This window comes from Streptomyces sp. NPDC037421 (assembly GCF_055602105.1).
Genome location: NZ_JBVJWV010000041.1, coordinates 1 through 18,614 on the forward strand (window position 1 = coordinate 1; position 18,614 = coordinate 18,614).

Consider the following 18,614-nt stretch of genomic DNA (forward strand, 5'->3'; position numbering starts at 1 on the left):
TTGCTTTCCAGGTCCTTCGCTTTCGCGCTTTCCCTTTCCGGCGGTTCCGACTCTATCAGATCCTTTCGGGCCTGACCCCCAGTCAGCGGGGTTTGTCTTCGGGGCTGTTGGGCCCTTCCGACACCTGAACTCTAGCGGATTCCCCCGGCAACCGATAATCGGGCCTTCGGAAATGAATTCGGGCGTGCCGAATTCGTTCCCAGTGGGAGATCGTGCTGAGTGGGTTGCCGCTACGAGGCGGCGGGATTCGTTGACTCCGGAACTTTCCGGCTCCGGGGCAACTCGGAGAACCTTACGGATCCGCGAGGGGCGTGTCAACCCGGGAGGTCAGGGCCCGTCAGGCCCTGGACTGGAGCTCCTCGACGCGGTCCAGGAGGCGGGTGAGCATGTCTCCCAGTACTCCGCGCTCCGCCGTGGAGAGGTCCTGGAGGAGGTCCTCCTCGAAGACCGTGGCCGCGCGCATCGCGTCCAGCCACTTGCTGCGGCCCTCGTCCGTCAGCTCCACGATCACGCGGACCCGGTTGGACTCGTCCCGTTCGCGGGTGACCAGCCCCTCCGCCGTCATGCGGTCGATCCGGTGGGTCATCGCGGCCGGCGTCAGGCCCAGCTGCTTCGCGAGCTCGCTCGGGCCCATCCGGTAGGGCGCCCCGGAGATGACGAGGGCCTTCAGGACCTCCCACTCCGCGTTGCTGATGCCCAGGGCCGCGGTCTGGCGGCCATACGCGACGTTCATTCGGCGGTTCAGCCGGCTCAGCGCCGAGACCACCTTCTCGACCTGGGGGTCGAGGTCCTGGAACTCGCGCTGATAGACGGCGATCTGCTCATCGAGGCTCGGCTCTTGGACGGGCGTCGCGCCGTCGGGGGTGTCAGCCATGGTCCGAAGTATCGCACGAACCCGTTGGCGTCTAACTCCTTCGATGTGTAGAGTTAAGCATCGAAGTTTAGGTATGAAGTTCTGAAGTCTTCAGTCTTCGACTCTCAAGGCAGGTGAGAAGTGACCAAGGTGATGGGCGCTGCGATGCGGCGGATCCAGGCCGGGAACGCGCTGACCGCGTTCGGCATCGGTTTCACGGTTCCGTTCCTCTACATCTATGTGGCGCAGGTGCGAGGTCTGGGCTCCATGGCGGCCACGAGTGCGTTCGTGGCGTTCGCCCTGGGTGCTCTCGTCGCGCTGCCCTTCACCGGGCGGGTCATCGACCGCCGTGGTCCCGTCCCCGTGGTGATGGGGGCCGCTGTGGCGGCCTCGGCCGGGGCGCTGTCGCTCGGGCTCTCCACCGGCATCGTGCCGATCCTGCTCTCCGCTCTGGCGCTGGGCGCCGGGCAGGCCGTGATGCAGCCGGCGCTGGCCACGATGATCGTGTGGTGCTCGACGCCGTCGACCCGTACGCGTGCCTTCGCCCTGCAGTTCTTCATGCAGAACCTGGGTCTGGGCATCGGCGGGCTCGTCGGCGGCCAGATCGTCGACGAGAGCCGTCCGGGCAGCTTCACCCTGCTGTTCGGCATCGAGGCCGTGATGTTCCTGGTGCTGGCGGTCGTGATCGCCACCGTGCGGATGCCGCACGTACAGAACATCAGCGACGCGATGGCCAAGGACGCGGCGCCGGCGGGCGGTGGCTGGAAGCGGCTGCTGCGGCACAAGGCGATGGTCCAGCTGTGCGTGCTGGGCTTCGTGCTGTTCTTCGCCTGCTACGGGCAGTTCGAGTCGGGTCTGGCGGCCTTCGGCACCGAGGCCGCGGGAATCTCCCCCTCCACCCTCGGGTTCGCGCTCGCCGCCAATACGGGTGCGATCGTCGTGGCGCAGTTCGTGGTGCTGAAGCTGGTGGAGAAGCGCCGCCGGTCGCGGGTCATCGCGCTGGTCGGACTGATCTGGACCGTGGCGTGGCTGATCGCCGGGTTCTCGGGGCTGGGGCACGGCAGCGCGATGATGGCCGCCGCCGCGTTCATCACCACGTACGCGCTCTTCGGCATCGGCGAGGCGATGCTGTCGCCGACGCTGGCCCCGCTGGTGGCCGATCTGGCTCCCGAGGGCTCGGTCGGGCAGTACAACTCGGCCTTCGCCCTGGTCAAGCAGATGGCGCTGGCGCTCGGGCCGCTGGGCGTGCCGCTGGGTGCGGGGATTCCGATGCTCTACATCGGGGTGTTCGTGCTCGTGTCGCTCGGGATCTCGGTGCTGGCGCTGCGGCTGGGCGGGCGGCTGAGCCCGGTGCAGGACAACCCGTCGGTGGTGAGCAGGGTCGTGGCGCAGGGGCCGGCGGTCGCCTCGAAGGCGGCCGGGGCCGCGGAGCGGGCGGAGCGCGTGTCCGCGTAGCGGTCGTGAGTGTGGGTGTGGGTGTTCGTGGGGAGAGCCTCCGGTGCTTCGGGCCGGGGGCTCTCCCCTTCGTGCTGCTACTTGTCGGGGAGGGCGAACTCGCACCAGACGGCCTTGCCGCCGCCGGGGGTGCGGCGGGAGCCCCAGGCGGAGGCGATGGTGGCGATGATCGAGATGCCGCGGCCGGTCTCGTCGGCCGGTTCGGCGCGGCGGCGGCGCGGGAGGTGGTCGTCCCCGTCGGTGACCTCGATGATCAGCCGGCGGTCGGTGCGGCGCAGGCGCAGCCGCATCGGCGGGGTGCCGTGCTGGAGGGAGTTCGCGACGAGCTCGCTCGCGGCCAGGACTCCGAGGTCGCACAGCTCGACGGGGAAGCGCCAGGAGCTGAGGACGCCCTGGGCGAAGGCGCGGGCGCGCGGGGCGGCCTCGACGCCGCCGAGGAGTTCGAGGGCGGCGTTGTGGAAGAGCTCGGCGTCCACTCCGGTGCGGGCGGGCTGCTGGAGGACCATGACGGCGACGTCGTCGTCGTGGTCGGCGTCCACGCCGAGGGCCCGCATCAGGCGGTCGCAGATGATCGCGGGGGTGCCCTGGGCGCCGGCGAGGGCGCGTTCGAGGGCGGCGACGCCTTCGTCGATGTCCTCGCCGCGGCGTTCGACCAGGCCGTCGGTGTAGAGGACGGCGGTGGAGCCGGGGCCGAGGGCGATGGTGCCGGAGCTGTGGAGCCAGCCGCCGGTGCCGAGCGGCGGGCCGGTGGGGTCGGCCGCGCGGCGTACGGTGCCGTCCTCGTCGCGGACGAGGATGGGGAGGTGGCCGGCGGAGGCGTAGGCCAGCAGTCCTTCGTTGGGGTCGTGGACGGCGTAGACGCAGGTGGCGATCTGGCTGGCGTCGATCTCGGCGGCGAGGCCGTCGAGGAGCTGGAGCACCTCGTGCGGGGGCAGGTCGAGGCGTGCGTAGGCGCGGACGGCGGTGCGGAGCTGGCCCATGACGGCGGCGGCGCGGACTCCGCGGCCCATGACGTCGCCGATGACGAGGGCGGTGCGGCCGGCGCCGAGGGTGATGACGTCGTACCAGTCGCCGCCGACGGCCGCTTCGGTGCCGCCGGGCTGGTAGGTGGCGGCGACGCGGAGGTCGTCGGGCTGTTCCAGTTCCTGGGGCAGGAGGGAGCGCTGGAGGGTGACGGCGGCCTCGCGCTGGCGGCGCTCGCTGGCGCGCAGGCGGTCGACGGCTTCGGCGTGGTCGGTGACGTCGGCGAGGTGGACCAGGATGCCGGTGTGCTCGGGGTCCGTTTCGCCGTCGGCGGCGGCCTTGGGGAACTCGACCGGGGTGCAGGTGACGGTGTACGAGCTGCCGCCGCCGGGGGCGGTGCGGTTCTTGGCGGTCCGGGGCTTGCCGCTGCGCTGGACCTGGTCGAGGAGTTCGAGGAGGCCGAGCTCGCCGAGTTCGGGGAGGGCTTCGCGGGCGGGGGCGCCGGTGGTGCGGGGGCCGAAGCCGGCGGTGTAGGCGTCGTTGACGTAGGCGACGCGGTGCTCGGGGCCGTGGACGAGGGCGACGAGGGCCGGGAGCAGGCCGAGGACTTCCCGTACGGGGAGCTCGTCGAGGGCGGGCACGGCGGGGAGCGGTGCCGTGCCGGTGCCGCGGACGGTGGCGTCGGCGGGGCTGCCTTCGGGGGGTGCGGCGGGGTGGGCGGCGGCGCCGCGGGCAGCCGGGACGGAGCCCTCACCGCGTTTGGCCTGGGCCGCGGCGTGCTCGTTCCGGGCGGCGGCGCGGCGCGTGCCGGGAAAGCGGGCGCTCCAGCGCGTGAAGTTCACTGCGTTCAAGCCTCGTGGTGTCGCAAGTGGTCGCGGTGTGTCCTCCCGGCGGTGCCGGGAGGTGCCCCTGGGGTCGGGCGCTGGACGGTGTCGCTCGGTGAGTGGCGCCCGGTCGGTGCCGCTCGGTGGATTTCACTCGGTGGATGTCACTGTGTGCAGGCGTGAGCCCACCTATGGTCACACGTCCAGTGTGGCCGACGGCACTGACAACGTCAGCCCTGCTTGTCCTGCGGGGGGTCGGGGGCGGGCTTGGGCGGGTGGTTCCGGTGGCCGCCGCCCGCGGCGAGTTCGAATTCTGCCCTGGGGTGTTCGAGGGATCCGAGGGAGACGATCTCGCGTTTGAAGAGGCCCGCGAGGGTCCATTCGGCGAGGACGCGCATTTTGCGGTTGAAGGTGGGGACGCGGCTGAGGTGGTAGGCGCGGTGCATGAACCAGGCGGGGTAGCCCTTGAGCTTGCGGCCGTAGAGCAGGGCGACGCCCTTGTGGAGGCCGAGGGAGGCGACGGAGCCGGCGTATTTGTGGGCGTACTCGGTGAGGAGTTCGCCGCGCAGGGCGGCGACGAGGTTGTCGGACAGCTGCTTGGCCTGGCGGACGGCGTGCTGGGCGTTGGGGGCGCATTCGCGGCCCGGTTCGCCGGCGGTGATGTCGGGGACGGCGGCGGCGTCGCCGGCGGCCCAGGCGTGTTCGACTCCTTCGACGGTGAGGAAGGAGGTGCAGCTGAGGCGTCCGCGTTCGTTCTTGGGGAGGTCGCTGGCGGCGAGGACGGGGTGGGGTTTGACTCCGGCGGTCCAGACGATGGTGCGGGTGGGGAAGCGGGAGCCGTCGCTGAGGACGGCGACGCGGTTCTCGCAGGATTCGAGTCGGGTGTCGAGGCGGACGTCGATATTGCGGCTGCGCAGTTCACGGACGGTGTAGACGCCCATTTCGGGGCCGACCTCGGGGAGGATCCGGTCACTGGCCTCGACCAGCACCCATTTCATGTCCTCGGGCTTGACGTTGTGGTAGTACCGGGCCGCGTATCGGGCCATGTCCTCCAGTTCGCCGAGTGCCTCCACACCGGCGAAACCGCCGCCGACGAAGACGAAGGTGAGGGCGGCGTCGCGGATTGCGGGGTCGCGGGTGGAGGAGGCGATGTCCATCTGTTCGATGACGTGGTTGCGCAGGCCGATGGCCTCTTCCACGGTCTTGAATCCGATGCCGTAGTCGGCGAGTCCGGGGATCGGGAGGGTGCGGGAGACGGAGCCGGGGGCGAGGACGAGTTCGTCGTATTCGATCTCGATGCCGCCGGTGCCCTCCTCGGCGGTGGCGAGGGTGGTGACGGTCGCGGTCCGCTTGGCGTGGTCGATGCGCCGGGCCTCGCCGATGACGATGCGGCAGCGGTCCAGGACGCGGCGCAGGGGGATCACGACGTGCCGGGGTGAGATGGCGCCGGCGGCGGCTTCCGGGAGGAAGGGCTGGTACGTCATGTAGGGCTCGGGGGTCACCACGGTGACCTCGGCTTCGCCGGATCTCAGCTTCCGCTGGAGGCCCAGGGCCGTGTACATGCCGACGTAGCCGCCGCCGACGACGAGGATGCGCGTGCGGGGCGGGGTACCGGGGTCGTCGCCCCGGGAGTTAGCAGCCTTCACCACCCCATGACGCAACGTGGCCGGGAGTTTGTCCACAGGCCCGGCAAATTGTGTGACCGGTGGGGGTGGTGGGACCGGTCTGTCAGGAGATCCGGATCACGTTAAAAGTGCGCAGGTCAGGGCTCCGGAGGGGGTGATTCCGGGGAGTTGCGGCGGAAAAGTGGCGGTGAATGCTCCGATCGGGCGGTGCTCGGTCGGGGGCTGCCTCTTCTGAATTGACTCTGGCTCAACTATGTTCGTATCTCGTCGAGGATGTAGGACCAGGGCCCTCATGACCGTGGCCCCCCTCGACACGAAGGCGGGGAGTGTCTCCGGGGGGAGACAAGTGATTACCGGGGGATACATATGAACATTTCCGATTTCCATGGCTCTGTCACCGCTCTGTCCGCGGAGACCGGCGGACGCGTGATGGCGGGCTCGACCACCCATGGGGTGGGCCGTTCCACGCCGCTGCGCGTCGACGCCCAGCGCAACCTGGAGCACGTCCTGCGGGCGGCCCGGGAGGTCTTCGGCGAGCTGGGCTACGGGGCTCCGATGGAGGACGTGGCACGGCGCGCGCGGGTCGGCGTCGGAACCGTCTACCGGCGGTTCCCCAGCAAGGACGTGCTGGTCCGGCGGATAGCCGAGGAGGAGACCGCCCGGCTGACCGAGCAGGCCAAGTCCGCCCTGGGCCAGGAGGAGGAGCCGTGGCAGGCGCTGTCGCGCTTCCTGCGCACCTCCGTGGCCTCCGGCGCGGGGCGGCTGCTGCCGCCGCAGGTACTGCGGGTCGGCGCGGCCGCCGAGGAGGAGGCGGCGGCTGACGAGGCCGCGGCCCGTGTCCCGCACCAGCGCCAGGCCGCCGCGGGCGGTACGGCGGAGCTGCGCGTCGTGGGCGCGCGGTCCTCGGTCGAGGACGAGCCGTCGGAGGACGCCGGGGCGGGCGCGCTGCTGGAGGTCGTCGGCCGGCTGGTGGACCGGGCGCGGGAGGCCGGTGAGCTGCGGACCGACGTCACGGTGGCCGATGTGCTGCTGGTGATAGCGACCGCCGCGCCCGCGCTGCCCGACGCGGCTCAGCAGGCCGCGGCTTCGGCCCGGCTGCTGGACATCCTGCTCGAGGGACTGCGCTCCCGGTCGGCGTGAGGCGGCGCCCCGGCTGAGCCGGGGCGGTGAGCCGTGGCGCGTTGAGCCGAGCCGTTGGCGGGCCGGCCCCCGCAGGGGTGGGGGCCGGTTCGTCAACGGGCGTCCTCGAACGGCAGGTCGCTCGAAGGGGTGAGGAGCGGTCCGGTGATTCACCGGATTGTCCCCGGATGGGTGGATGGCGCGGAGAGGGCCGCAGCGTGCCATCGCCGTGTGACAGGCTGGATCGGTGTACCGGTTCGAGTGTGTCGTGCGGGGGCTTCCGCGATGAGCGTTGACGGGCGGGACGAGTCCTTCGGTGGCGTCGGTGGCACCGGCGCCGAGGCCGGGGCGGGCAGCCTGCCCGCCCGGCAGGTCCCGGCCCAGCGCGAACGCGGCGGCCGGCACGCAGCATCCGGCCTGCCGGGCACCGAACTCCCTCCGTCCGACGGCGACTTGATCGCCCGGATGCGCGGCGGTGACGACGGGGCGTACGAGGAGCTGTTCCGCCGGCACGCCGACGCGGTACGACGCTACGCGCGGACCTGCTGCCGGGACGGGCACACCGCCGACGACCTGACCGCCGAGGTGTTCGCCCGGACGCTGCAGGCGGTACGGGGCGGGGCCGGGCCGGACCAGTCGGTGCGGGCCTATCTCCTGACCACCGTGCGGCGGGTCGCCGCGGCCTGGGCGAAGACCGCCCGGCGGGAGCAGCTGGTCGAGGACTTCGCGGTGTTCGCGGAGCAGGCGGCCGCGGGTGCGGAGGGCGCCGGCGGGCTGTCCGGGGACGACACCCTCGAACTGGGCGCCGATGTCCGGGCGATGCGCGAAGCCGAGCGGTCGCTCGCGATGCAGGCCTTCCGGAGCCTGCCCGAGCGGTGGCAGGCCGTGCTGTGGCACACCACCGTCGAAGAGGCCTCGCCGAGCGCGATCGCCCCGCTGTTCGGGCTGAGCGCCAACGCGACGGCGGTGCTGGCCAGCAGGGCCCGGGAGGGCCTCAAGCAGGCCTACCTCCAGGCCCATGTGAGTTCCGCGCTCAGCGCGGGCGGCGACTGCGCCCGGTACGCGGACCGGCTGGGCGCGTACGCCCGGGGCGGTCTGCGGATGCGGGCGGAGCGGGGGCTGCGCAAGCACCTGGAGGAGTGCGCCAAGTGCCGGCTGGCCGCCGGGGAGCTGAAGGACGTCAACGCGGGCATTCCCGCGCTGCTGCCGGTGGCGGTCATCGGGTGGTTCGCCGCCGGGTACGCCGCCAAGGCGGCCGGTGTGGTGGCCGGCGGGGCCGTCGCCGCCGGAGGTGCGGGGGCTGCCGCCGCGGCGGGAGGGTCGTCGGCCGGGGCCGGTGCGGGGGCCGCGGGGGCCGGGGCTGCGGGTGCCGGTGCGGGGGCCGGTGGGGCCGGGGCCGGTGGGGCCGGGGGTGCGGTGGTTTCCGAGGGGCTGGGGCTGCCGGCCAAGGCCGCCATCGCCGCCGGCATAGCGGTCGCCGCTGCCGCCGGGGTGGTGTTCGCACTGACCGGGGACGAGCCCGAGCCGCAGGCCGGGCCCGCGCCCGGGGTGGTGGCGCCGGCGGCACCCGAGGTGCCCGCGCCGTCCGTGTCCGCCGCGCCGGAGTCGACGCCGCCGGGGGCTCCGTCGCCGGCGGCGCGGGGGCCGGTGCCGCCCCGGCGGAGCGCGGCGCCGTCGGCTCCCGCGTCCTCGGCGCCGGCTCCCACGGCCGCGCCGCCGTCCGCTCCGGCGAGCCCGCGGCCGAAGCCCTCCCCCACGCCGACGCCGTCGCCCACGCGGGCCCGTCCGACGACACCGCCGCCGGTGCCTGCGCCGCAGCCGCCGCAGGGGTTCGCGCTCGCCGGGCTCGGGCACTCCGCGCTCGGGCAGCACACCGGTCCCGAGCTGGAGACCTGGCGCAGCAGTTGGGTGTGGCAGCGGTGGGGGCTGATGGTGGGCGGGCAGCGGTTCGGGCAGGGGATCACCGTGCACTCCCGCTCCACGGTGGAGATCACCCTCAACCGGCAGTGCGCGAGCTTCTCGGCGCGGGCCGGGGTGGACGGGCTGTCGCTGCTGACCGACGGGACGGTGCGGTTCTCCGTCTACGGCGACGGGCAGCGGCTGTGGCGGTCGGGCGCCCTCGGGTACGACGACGCCCCGGTGCCGGTCCAGGTGCCGCTGGCCGGGCGTTCGAAGCTGCGGCTGGTGGTGGAGCAGGCCGGGCAGGGGCACCTGCCGACGCTGGCGAGCTGGGCCGACGCGGTGATCAGCTGCCGCTGAGGCCGAGCACCGCGACGACCTCCGCCGGGGTCAGGGTCCGGCCCTCGGCTTCCGCCCGGGCCCGGCCGGCCGCCCCGAGGGCGGCGAGGGTGCGCTCCGGGAGCCCTTCCAGGGCGGCCTCCTCCGGGACCGAGCGGGGATGGCCCGCGCGCCAGGCGGTGGCCGCCGCGAGGATCCGTACGCTCTCCTCGGGACGGCCGGCGTCGGCGAGGAACAGTGACGCCGTCTCGGCGATGCCCGCCAGGACGCGTTCCGCGCAGTGCGCGGCGACGGCACCCGCGAGGGTCGGGCCGATCCTGGCCAGGCCCGCTTCCGGGCCGTTCTCGCGGGCGTCCAGGACGGTTTCGATGAGGTCCAGCCCGGCGGTGAACTGGGAGGGCACGTTGATCCGTTCGCCCGCGGCGCGGGCGGCGGCGCACTCGGTGCGGGCGCGGGCGAGGTCGCCCCGCTGGAGGGCGAGCGTGGCGGACAGGAAGCGGCTGAAGGTGTTCACGTCGTACACCCCGCCCTGTTCGTCGGCCTCGCGGTCGGCCTCCGCGAGCAGCTTCTCGGCTGCTTCGTATTCCCCCGCGCAGTACTCGGTCTCGGCGATGCGGGCGATCGCGAAGGGCGCCTCGATGCGGGCGCCGACCTCCCGGGCCAGGCGCAGGCACTCCTCGTAGGCGGCGCGGGCGGTGCCGTACTGGCTGCGCGAGAGGGCGGCTTCGCCGGCGGCGCTGGCCACCTGGGCGCGGATCCAGCGGTCCCCGACGCGCCGGGCGATCGCGTCGAGCTCGGCGAGGTCCGCGTCCACGGTGGAGAGGCCGCCGGTCATGTCGATGGCGAAGTGGGTGCGCATCAGCAGGGGGATGGCCAGTTCCCAGTCCCCGGCGTGGCGGCGGCAGTTGGCGATCGACTCGTCGATGCTCCGGTGGAAGTGTTCGACGTCGCCGGTGAGGAAGCAGATCGCCGGCCAGAGCATGCCGGGGAAGCGGGTGGTCTCCGGGGAGCCGTGGCGGAAGACCTCCTTGAGGCGGGCGGCCTGCACGCGGTGCTCGGGCGTGCGGAACCGCTCCGCGCCGGTGCTCTCGGCGAGCAGGAAGACGTGGAGCATGCGCAGCCGCATGTAGGGCCAGTACCCCGTGGAGTCCTCGGGCGGTTCGACGGGCATCCGGGCGAGGATCCGGGCGGTCCAGTCGGCGCCCTCGGTCCGGTAGTCGCGCAGCCACCAGAACCAGCCGAGGCCCGACAGCATGCGCTGGGCGGTCTCGGTGCCGACGCCGTCCGGGTCTCCCTCGATGACGGTGTGGAGGGCGGAGCGGAGGTTGTCGAGCTCGGTCTCGACGCGGCGGATCCACGGGAGCTGGCCGGCGGAGCGCAGCAGCGGCTCGGCCCGTTCGGTGAGGGCGAGGTAGTGCGCGGCATGCCGGCGGGCGGTGGCTCGGGCGTCGGCGGGGTCCTCGGCGAGGCGTTCGGCGGCGTACTCGTGGATGGTCTCCAGGAGGCGGTAGCGCATGCCGTCGGGGTCGGGCTCGGCGCCGACGAGGGACTTGTCGACGAGGGCCGCCATGGTGCCGGCAACGTCGGCGCGGGTCTCGCCGTCCGCGCAGACGGCTTCGGCCGCCTCCAGGTCGCAGCCGCCGGCGAAGACGGACAGCCGGGCGAGGACGGTGCGCTCGGCGGTGTCGAGGAGGTCCCAGGACCAGTCGACGACGGCGCGCAGGGTCTGCTGGCGGGGCAGCAGCGTGCGGGCGCCGCCGGTCAGCAGCCGGAACCGGTCGTCGAGCCGGTCGGCGATCTGGCGCGGGGTGAGCAGCCGCAGCCGGGCGGCGGCCAGCTCGATGGCGAGCGGCAGACCGTCCAGGCGGGCGCAGATCTCGGCGACGGCGGCCGGGTCGTCGCCGGGGCCGTAGCCGGGGCGGGCGGCGGCGGCCCGGTCGGCGAAGAGGCGGTGCGCGGGGCCGGGCGGCAGCGGTTCGAGGGGGCGCAGGAACTCTCCCGGCACGCCGAGGGGCTCGCGGCTGGTGGCGAGGATCCGGACGCCGGGGCAGTGGGTGAGGAGGCGTTCGGCGAGTTCGGCGGCGGCGCCGATGACGTGCTCGCAGTTGTCCAGGACGAGGAGCAGGCGGCGGTGCGCGCAGTGTTCGACGAGGACGGCGGTGGGGTCGTCGTCGGCGGGGGTCTTCTCACGGGCGACGAGGCTGTTCTCGCGCAGGCCGAGGGCGCTGAGGACGGCGCCGGGGACGGCGGCGGGGTGGTCGAGGCGGGCGAGTTCGACGATCCAGCCGGAGTCGGGCCGGGCGGCCGCCGCGTGCTCGGCGAGGCGGGTCTTGCCGGAGCCGCCCGGGCCGGTGAGGGTGACGAGGCGTACGCGGTCCAGGTCGGCGGCGAGGGCGGCGAGTTCGGGCTCGCGGCCGACGAAGGAGGTCAGGCGGGGGCGGATGTTGCCGCGGGGCTGCGGGGGCGGGGTCTGGAGCAGCTCCGCGTGCAGGGCGCGCAGCTCGGGGCCGGGGTCGGCGCCGAGGCCTTCGGCGAGGTCGCGGCGGGTGCGCTCGTAGGCGGCGAGGGCGTCGGCGGAGCGGCCCGCGGCGCGCAGGGCGCGGAGCTGCTGGGCGCGCAGCGGTTCGTCGTACGGATGCTCGCGGATCAGCGCCTCGATCTCCGGCAGGAGTTCGGCGGGGGCGGTGGCGCCGCTGCGCAGGTCGGCCTCGACGCGGTCCCGCTGGGCGCCGGCGCGGCGGGCCTCGGAGGCGGCGGCGTACGCGGTGCGGGCGGGCTCGGGGAGGTCGGCCAGGGCGGGGCCGCGCCACAGGGCGAGGGCCTCGCGCAGGGTGGTGGCGGCGGTGGCGGGGTCGGTGGCGAGCTGCTCGGCGCCGAGGGCCGCGAGGCGGGTGAAGCGGTGGAGGTCGACGTCTTCGCGGGCGGCGGTGAGGCGGTAGCCGCCGGCGGGGTCGGTGGCGAGCTGCCCGGGGCCGAGGGTGCGGCGCAGGCGGGACACGAGGGCCTGGAGGGCGGCGGGGGCGTCCTGGGGCGGGTCGTCGCCCCAGACCTCGTCGACCAGGTCGGTGACGGACGCGGCGGCCGGGGCGCCGGCGCGGAGGGCCAGGGCGGTGAGGAGCGCGCGCAGGCGGGCGCCGCCGGGGGTGAGGGGGGCGCCGGTGTCGTCGTGTGCCTTGACGGGGCCGAGGATTTGGTAGCGCACCGGCTAATTCTGCCTTGCCCCTGCCGGGGGTGGGCGGGGGTTTTCGGTGGGGCCGGGCCTTGCGGGGCGGGGAGGGCGGGGGCGGGCGGCGGGTGGGTCGCTGCGCGGGGCTGGTCCCCTACCCGCCTTTCCACCGGCCCCCAGGGCTCCGCCCGGACCCGCGCCTCGGACGCCGGCGAGGCCGGAACCGCCGGCCGGCGGTTCAGCGGCCTGCCGGGAGGGCTCCGGGGGTCAGGCGGGGGAGGGGGGTGTCCAGGGGCGGTACCGCGCGGCGGCGGGGGGTGGAGGTGCCGGTCCAGCAGGTGCCGCGGCGGGCCAGGAGGCGGCGGAGCCACAGTTCCATCGAGACGAGTTCCGCGAGCCCGTCGAGCGGCACCGGCCGCCCCTCCGCCGCGTCGATCAGGGCCTGCTGCACCACCCGGGCGTCGACGAGGCCGGCGTCCGCGAGCAGCGGCGCCGCGAAGAGGGCCAGCAGGGAGGTGAGGGCGGCCCGCAGCCCCAGGCGGGTGGCCGTCTCGTTCGGGGTGTGGGCGGTGGCGCCCCAGCCGGGCGGGAGTTCGCGCACCCCGGCGGAGGCCAGGACGCTGCGCAGGATCTCGGCGCGGGCCCCGGGCTGTACGCGCAGGGACTCCGGCAGGGCGCGCGCGGCCCGTACGACCTGGTTGTCGAGGAACGGCGCGTGCAGGCGCTGGCTGCGGACCTCCACGGCCTGCTCGAAGACGCGGTGGTCGGCGGCGTGCCGGGCCAGCAGGGCGCGGGCGCGGGCCTCGCCGGGGCGCAGCGAGAGCGGGGGCCGTCCGGCGGCGGCCCGCAGCCGGATCGATACTTCCGCCAGGGCTTCGCCGGTGAGCCAGCCCGCGGCGGGGCCGGGCCGGGACCAGGTGAGGGCCGCGAGTGAGGCGTCGACCGGCCCCGAGGCGGCGGCGACGGCCGCGCCGCCCTCGCGGAGCCGGGCCGCGGCGGCCTCCATGCCCGCGCGGTACGGCGTACGGGCGAGGCGGCGGGCGGCCGAGTAGACGGAGAAGGGGACCAGCAGCGGATCGGCGGGCGCGGAGCGGGCGAGGGCGGCGACGGGGCGCAGCAGGTGGCGGCGTCTGCGGTCGAGCAGGAGGTCCGCCATGCGGGCGGGGTGCGCGTCGAGGACCCGGCGGGCTCCGTGTCCGGTGAAGTGGTCGGCGGAGCCGGCGGCGAGGCGGCGGCGCTCGCGGGCGGCGGAGACGAGGGAGGGGCCAGGTTCGTCGGTGAGGGGGCCGTCGAGTTCCGCGTAGGGGAGGGCTTCCTCGGCGGCGGCCACGACGACGTGGTGGAGCCGGGGGTCGGCGGCGAGGGCGTGGGCGCGTTCGAGTTCGCCCTCGCGGCCCTGCGGGGTGGCGAGGTCGTTGAAGGTGACGGCGAGGAGCCGTGAGCCGGAGCCCTGGAGGGTGCCGGGGGCGCCGGGCAGGCCCGCGGCGAGGAGGGCGAGCGTCGCGGAGGCGGTGCCGCCCGAGAGGTCGGCGCCGACACCCGGCGCGGGGGCGCCGCGGGCCGCGCGCCGGTCGGCGGGGCCCATTCCGGGCACGGGTCCGGGGTCGGGGAGCAGGGTCTCGGGAGCATGCCGCGGCGCCGTGAGCCGGGCGCGCACCGCGGCCGTCAACGCTTCCCGTACGCCCTCCACCGCCCGTTCGGGGTCGGCCTCGGGGGCGGCCACGGCGAGGGAGGCCACCGGTTCGTACCCGGTGATCTCCCGGGAGCCCTCGCGCAGGATCAGCGTGTGGCCGGGCGGGATGCGCCGGACGCCCGCGTACGGTGTGCCGTCGCCCAGTGCCTCGGGGCTGTCGGGGCAGGCGAGGAGGGCGGCGAGGTGGCCCACGTCGAGCTGCGCCTCGATGAGGTCGGCGAGCGGGAGCGCGGCGGTGGCGTAGGCGGTCCCGCCGGCCCAGGGGGTGTAGAAGACGGGCCGGGCGCCCGCGAGATCGCCGAGGACGGTGATGCGGCGTCCGGCCTGGACGACGGCGGTGTAGCTGCCGGGCCATTCGGTGAGGTGGCGCAGGGCGCCGCCGCGGGCGGCGTAGAGGGCGCGGCGCAGTTCGGCGGCGGTGGCGCCGCAGCAGCCGAGGACGGCGAGGCGGGTGAAGGGGTCCGCGGGGTCGGCGGTGACGGTGCGGATCTCGTCCGGGCGCCAGTCGCCGACGGCCCAGAGGGGGTCGGGGTCGCCCCACAGGAGCTGGGCGCCGACGGGGTGGACGGTGCGTTCGGCGTCCTGGGCGGCGGGGTCGTCCGCGTAGGCGGCGTCGGCGATGCCGCCGTGCTGCGGCGGCTCGGGGTGGGGCGGGCGGCCGTACGGGGAGCCGTGGCCGCTGGAGGCGTGGCCGCTGGAGGCGTGGCCGTTGCCGTTGCCGGAGCCGTAGGGGTCCGCGGGTCCGCCGGGGCCGGACGGGACCCGTCCTGCCGTGCCGAAGCTCGCGGCGATACTGCTCCACCCGACCAACCAGCGCACCGCCGCCTCCCCCAGCCCGTGGGCAAATGACCGGGGCAACGGACGGCCGGGACGGCACGGACAACGTGCGTCGGCGTGCGTCGGCGCTTGGAGGGCGCGGCCGGCGGGACCCCGGGTGGCTCGGGGTCCATGCTGCCACGAGAAGGGCGTGCGGGAGTGGCTTCGGGGGGCGCACATGTAAACGAACACGCCCCGGCCACGCGGTATTTGGCGTTCCGTTCCCACCGCCCCATAGGTCGGTTTCGGCCATTCTTCGGCCGTACTGAGGGCCTGTACGGGTCCTCGCGCGGGGAGGCCGGGAAGGCCGCGGGGCGCGGTCCGGGAGGCGTCTCCCACCTCCCGGACCGTTCCGCCACCCGCGGGGATTGAGGCAGCGGCATCCCCCGGCCCACCGGTTCCACGCGGCGGGCCGACCCACGCACCGCACATCGAATCGCCGGGCCCCGGGAGCGGCCAGAGCGCACGGCCGGGCGCACGGCCACACGGCCGGAGCACGAGCTGACACGTGCGCCCGGGGCACAACCCCCGCGCCGACTGTGCATACGGACAACAATCCCGCCATACGGAAGTCGAGGCCTTAACGCTTGGGAGGCGGGGAACTACGCTGGGTTTACGAAATGCCGGGCGCCTATGCCCCGGCGGCGTCTGCGTTCCGCGTGTGACGAGGGGTGGCGCATGTCCAGGGAGCTCCGCGAGCCCAATGAGAAGCTCGGCGCCGTCCTCGCCCTCGCGGGCATCAGCAACGCCGGGCTGGCCCGGCGGGTCAACGACCTCGGTGCGCAGCGCGGCCTGACGCTCCGGTACGACAAGACGTCGGTGGCGCGGTGGGTGTCCAAGGGGATGGTGCCGCAGGGCGCGGCCCCGCACCTGATCGCCGCCGCCATCGGGGCGAAGCTGGGCCGGCCGGTCCCGCTGCACGAGATCGGGCTTGCGGACGCCGATCCGGCGCCGGAGGTCGGGCTGGCCTTCCCCCGCGACATCGGAGCGGCGGTGCGCTCGGCGACCGACCTGTACCGGCTGGACCTCGCGGGGCGGCGCGGCGGTGGCGGGATCTGGCAGTCGCTCGCGGGTTCGTTCTCGGTGTCGGCCTACGCGACGCCCGCCTCGCGCTGGCTGATATCTCCGGCCGACAGCTCGGTGGCCCGCGAACCGGGCCCCGCCGGCGACCCGGGCACCACCCCCGAGCCGACCGCGGCGACTGCCGGAGCGGCTCCCGCAGCGGCTCCCGGGCGGGCTTCCACCACCGCCGCCCCGCTGCGGCGGACGCCGGAAACCCCCGCGCAGGGCGTTGTGCCCGCCCAGTCCGGGCCCGAAACCGCGCCGTCGGCCACCGCCGCCGCCACCGCCGTGCGGCCCGTCCCGGACGCCTCCCCGCAGCGCGTGGGACACAGCGACGTGGCGAAGCTGCGCGAGGCCGCCGAGGACGCCCGCCGCTGGGACTCCAAGTACGGCGGCGGGGACTGGCGTTCGTCGATGGTGCCCGAGTGCCTGCGGGTGGACGCGGCGCCGCTGCTGCTCGGCTCCTACACCGACGAGGTGGGGCGCGCCCTCTTCGGGGCGACCGCCGAACTGACCCGGCTGGCCGGCTGGATGGCCTTCGACACCGGCCAGCAGGAGGCCGCCCAGCGCTACTACATCCAGGCGCTGCGCCTCGCCCGGGCGGCCGCCGACGTCCCGCTCGGCGGGTACGTCCTGGCCTCGATGTCCCTCCAGGCGACCTACCGGGACTTCCCCGACGAGGGCGTGGACCTCGCGCAGGCCGCCGTCGAACGCAACCGCGGCCTCGCCACCGCCCGCACCATGAGCTTCTTCCGCCTGGTAGAGGCCCGGGCCCACGCGAAGGCGGGCGACTCGGCGGCCGCCGGGGCGGCGCTGCGGGCGTCCGAGGGCTGGCTGGAGCGCTCGCGGGAGGGCGACCCCGACCCGACATGGCTGGGTTTCTACTCGTACGACCGTTTCGCGGCGGATGCGGCGGAGTGCTACCGGGACCTCAAACTCCCGCGCCAGGTCCGCCGCTTCACGGAGCAGGCGCTGTCCCGCCCCACGGAGGAGTACGTTCGCTCGCACGGGCTGCGGCTGGTGGTGAGCGCGGTCGCCGAGCTGGAGTCGGGCAACCTCGACGCGGCGTGCGCGGCCGGCACCCGGGCCGTGGAGGTCGCGGGCCGGATCTCCTCGGCGCGGACGACCGAGTACGTGCGTGACCTGCTGCACAGGCTCGAACCGTACGGCGACGAACCGCGGGTCGCGGAGCTGCGCGAGCGGGCCCGGCCGCTTCTGGTGGCCCCCGCGTAGCCCGGTTGTCGGTGGTGGGGTGCAGTATGCAGGGGTGGGAGGTGTCAGCGTGGATTGCGACGTGCTGGTGATCGGTGGCGGGATCGTCGGCTTGTCGACAGCCCATGCCCTGTCACGGCTGGCCCCGGGTACCCGGGTGACCGTGCTGGAGAAGGAGGCCGCCCCGGCCCGGCACCAGACGGGCCGCAACAGCGGGGTGATCCACAGCGGCATCTACTACCGCCCGGGCTCGCTCAAGGCGCGCTTCGCGGTGACCGGGGCCGCCGAGATGGTCAAGTTCTGTGCCGAGCACGGCATCCCGCACGAGGTGACGGGCAAGCTGATCGTCGCGACCGAGCGGTCCGAGCTGCCCCGGCTGCACTCCCTCGTCCAGCGCGGCCGGGAGAACGGCATCCCGGTGCGCGAGCTGGGGCCGGCCCAGATCACGGAGTACGAGCCGCACGTCCGGGGCCTCGCCGCGATCCACGTCGGCACCACCGGGATCGTGGACTACGGGCAGGTCGCGGCGCGGCTCGCCGAGGACTCCGGGGCGGAGATCGTCTACGGCGCGGAGGCGGACCTGATCTCCCGCCGACCCTCGGCGGTGGCGGTCCGCACCACCTCGGGCCGGGTGTTCCGCGCCCGCGTCCTGGTCAACTGCGCGGGGCTCCAGTGCGACCGGGTCGCCCGCCTGGCCGGCGACGACCCGGGCATGCGGATCATCCCCTTCCGGGGCGAGTACCACGACCTGGCCCGCCCGGACCTGGTCCGGGGCCTGGTCTACCCGGTGCCCGACCCGGCGTTCCCCTTCCTCGGCGTCCACCTGACCCGGGGCATCGGCGGCGGGGTCCACGTCGGCCCGAACGCCGTCCCCGCGCTGGCCCGCGAGGGCTACGGCTGGGGCACGGTCCGCCCGCGGGACATCGCCACGGAACTGGCCTGGCCGGGATCCTGGCGGATGGCCGCGCGGCACTGGCGGTACGGGGCGGGCGAGATCCACCGCTCCCTGTCGAAGCGGGCCTTCACGGAGGCCGTACGCCGCCTGCTGCCGGCCGTCACCGAAGCGGACCTCACCCCCGCGGCGGCCGGGGTCCGGGCGCAGGCGGTCCTGCGCGACGGCACCCTCGTCGACGACTTCCTCATCCGGGAGGCGCCGCGGACGGTGCACGTCCTGAACGCCCCGTCGCCCGCGGCGACCGCATCGCTGCCGATCGGGCGCGAGATCGCCACCCGAGCCCTCGCGCACCTTCCTTCTTGACGCGCCGCCCGCGCGGTGCGGCCGCGGGCGGCCTTACCTGCTTCGCGCCGCTGCGCCGGCCTCCGGCCGTCGGACCCGGGGCGGGGCCGGTGCCCCTGGCCGGGGCCGGTGTGTCGTGTGCGGGTGGCTGGCCGCTGCGCGGGGCTCGCCCCTCCCCGCCCTTCAACCGTTCTCGCCTCAACCGCCGGCGCGGCTTGAGGGGGATCCGGCGCTCCGTGCCGGTGCGGGTCACCACACGGCGCTACCGCGCCAGCGGGGGAGCCGGCGGAGGGGGGGGGGGGGGGGGGGGTCTGGGGGGGGGGGGGGGGGGGGGGGGTGGGGGGGGGAGAA

General features: G+C 75.0%; 10 protein-coding genes. 5 read left to right on the forward strand and 5 right to left on the reverse strand.

Annotated features, from left to right (window positions below):
• Window positions 1-337 precede the first annotated feature (337 nt).
• Window positions 338-874: a MarR family winged helix-turn-helix transcriptional regulator gene (locus ACZ7IF_RS34680; protein ID WP_469117837.1), complete on the reverse strand. Its 537-nt coding sequence runs from the start codon at window positions 872-874 to the stop codon at window positions 338-340.
• Between the two features lie 132 nt (window positions 875-1,006).
• Between ACZ7IF_RS34680 and ACZ7IF_RS34685 the strand changes: the two genes are divergently transcribed.
• Entirely contained in the window at window positions 1,007-2,308 is a 1,302-nt protein-coding gene (locus ACZ7IF_RS34685; protein ID WP_470980109.1) for an MFS transporter, read from the forward strand.
• Window positions 2,309-2,385: 77 nt separating this feature from the next.
• On the opposite strand, the gene ACZ7IF_RS34690 is transcribed toward ACZ7IF_RS34685, so the two are convergent.
• Both ACZ7IF_RS34690 and ACZ7IF_RS34695 read right to left on the reverse strand, forming a co-directional pair.
• Entirely contained in the window at window positions 2,386-4,113 is a 1,728-nt protein-coding gene (locus tag ACZ7IF_RS34690) for an ATP-binding SpoIIE family protein phosphatase (RefSeq protein ID WP_470980112.1), read from the reverse strand.
• 212 nt (window positions 4,114-4,325) lie between these two features.
• A complete protein-coding gene (locus tag ACZ7IF_RS34695) occupies window positions 4,326-5,744 on the reverse strand; it encodes an NAD(P)/FAD-dependent oxidoreductase (RefSeq protein ID WP_470980015.1) in 1,419 nt (472 codons plus the stop codon).
• A 342-nt stretch (window positions 5,745-6,086) separates the two neighbouring features.
• Here ACZ7IF_RS34695 and ACZ7IF_RS34700 point away from each other — a divergent pair, with 342 nt between their 5' ends.
• Together ACZ7IF_RS34700 and ACZ7IF_RS34705 are read left to right on the forward strand one after the other, a co-directional pair.
• Window positions 6,087-6,860: a TetR/AcrR family transcriptional regulator gene (locus ACZ7IF_RS34700; RefSeq protein ID WP_470980018.1), complete on the forward strand. Its 774-nt coding sequence runs from the start codon at window positions 6,087-6,089 to the stop codon at window positions 6,858-6,860.
• Window positions 6,861-7,124: 264 nt separating this feature from the next.
• Complete coding sequence (locus ACZ7IF_RS34705; RefSeq protein WP_470980021.1) at window positions 7,125-9,098, forward strand: sigma-70 family RNA polymerase sigma factor; 1,974 nt, start codon at window positions 7,125-7,127, stop codon at window positions 9,096-9,098.
• Here the strand turns inward: ACZ7IF_RS34705 and ACZ7IF_RS34710 are convergent.
• Both ACZ7IF_RS34710 and ACZ7IF_RS34715 read right to left on the reverse strand, forming a co-directional pair.
• Window positions 9,085-12,279, reverse strand: coding sequence for a BTAD domain-containing putative transcriptional regulator (locus tag ACZ7IF_RS34710; RefSeq protein WP_470980024.1), 3,195 nt, complete (start codon window positions 12,277-12,279; stop codon window positions 9,085-9,087). The genes ACZ7IF_RS34705 and ACZ7IF_RS34710 overlap by 14 nt on opposite strands.
• A 202-nt stretch (window positions 12,280-12,481) precedes the next feature.
• On the reverse strand, window positions 12,482-14,755 hold the full coding sequence (locus tag ACZ7IF_RS34715) for an asparagine synthase-related protein (protein ID WP_470980027.1): 2,274 nt from the start codon (window positions 14,753-14,755) through the stop codon (window positions 12,482-12,484).
• Between the two features lie 675 nt (window positions 14,756-15,430).
• Between ACZ7IF_RS34715 and ACZ7IF_RS34720 the strand changes: the two genes are divergently transcribed.
• Together ACZ7IF_RS34720 and lhgO are read left to right on the forward strand one after the other, a co-directional pair.
• Complete coding sequence (locus tag ACZ7IF_RS34720) at window positions 15,431-17,047, forward strand: sporulation protein (RefSeq protein WP_470980030.1); 1,617 nt, start codon at window positions 15,431-15,433, stop codon at window positions 17,045-17,047.
• Between the two features lie 19 nt (window positions 17,048-17,066).
• A complete protein-coding gene (gene lhgO / locus ACZ7IF_RS34725) occupies window positions 17,067-18,284 on the forward strand; it encodes an L-2-hydroxyglutarate oxidase (protein WP_470980033.1) in 1,218 nt (405 codons plus the stop codon).
• The last annotated feature ends 330 nt before the right edge of the window (window positions 18,285-18,614 follow it).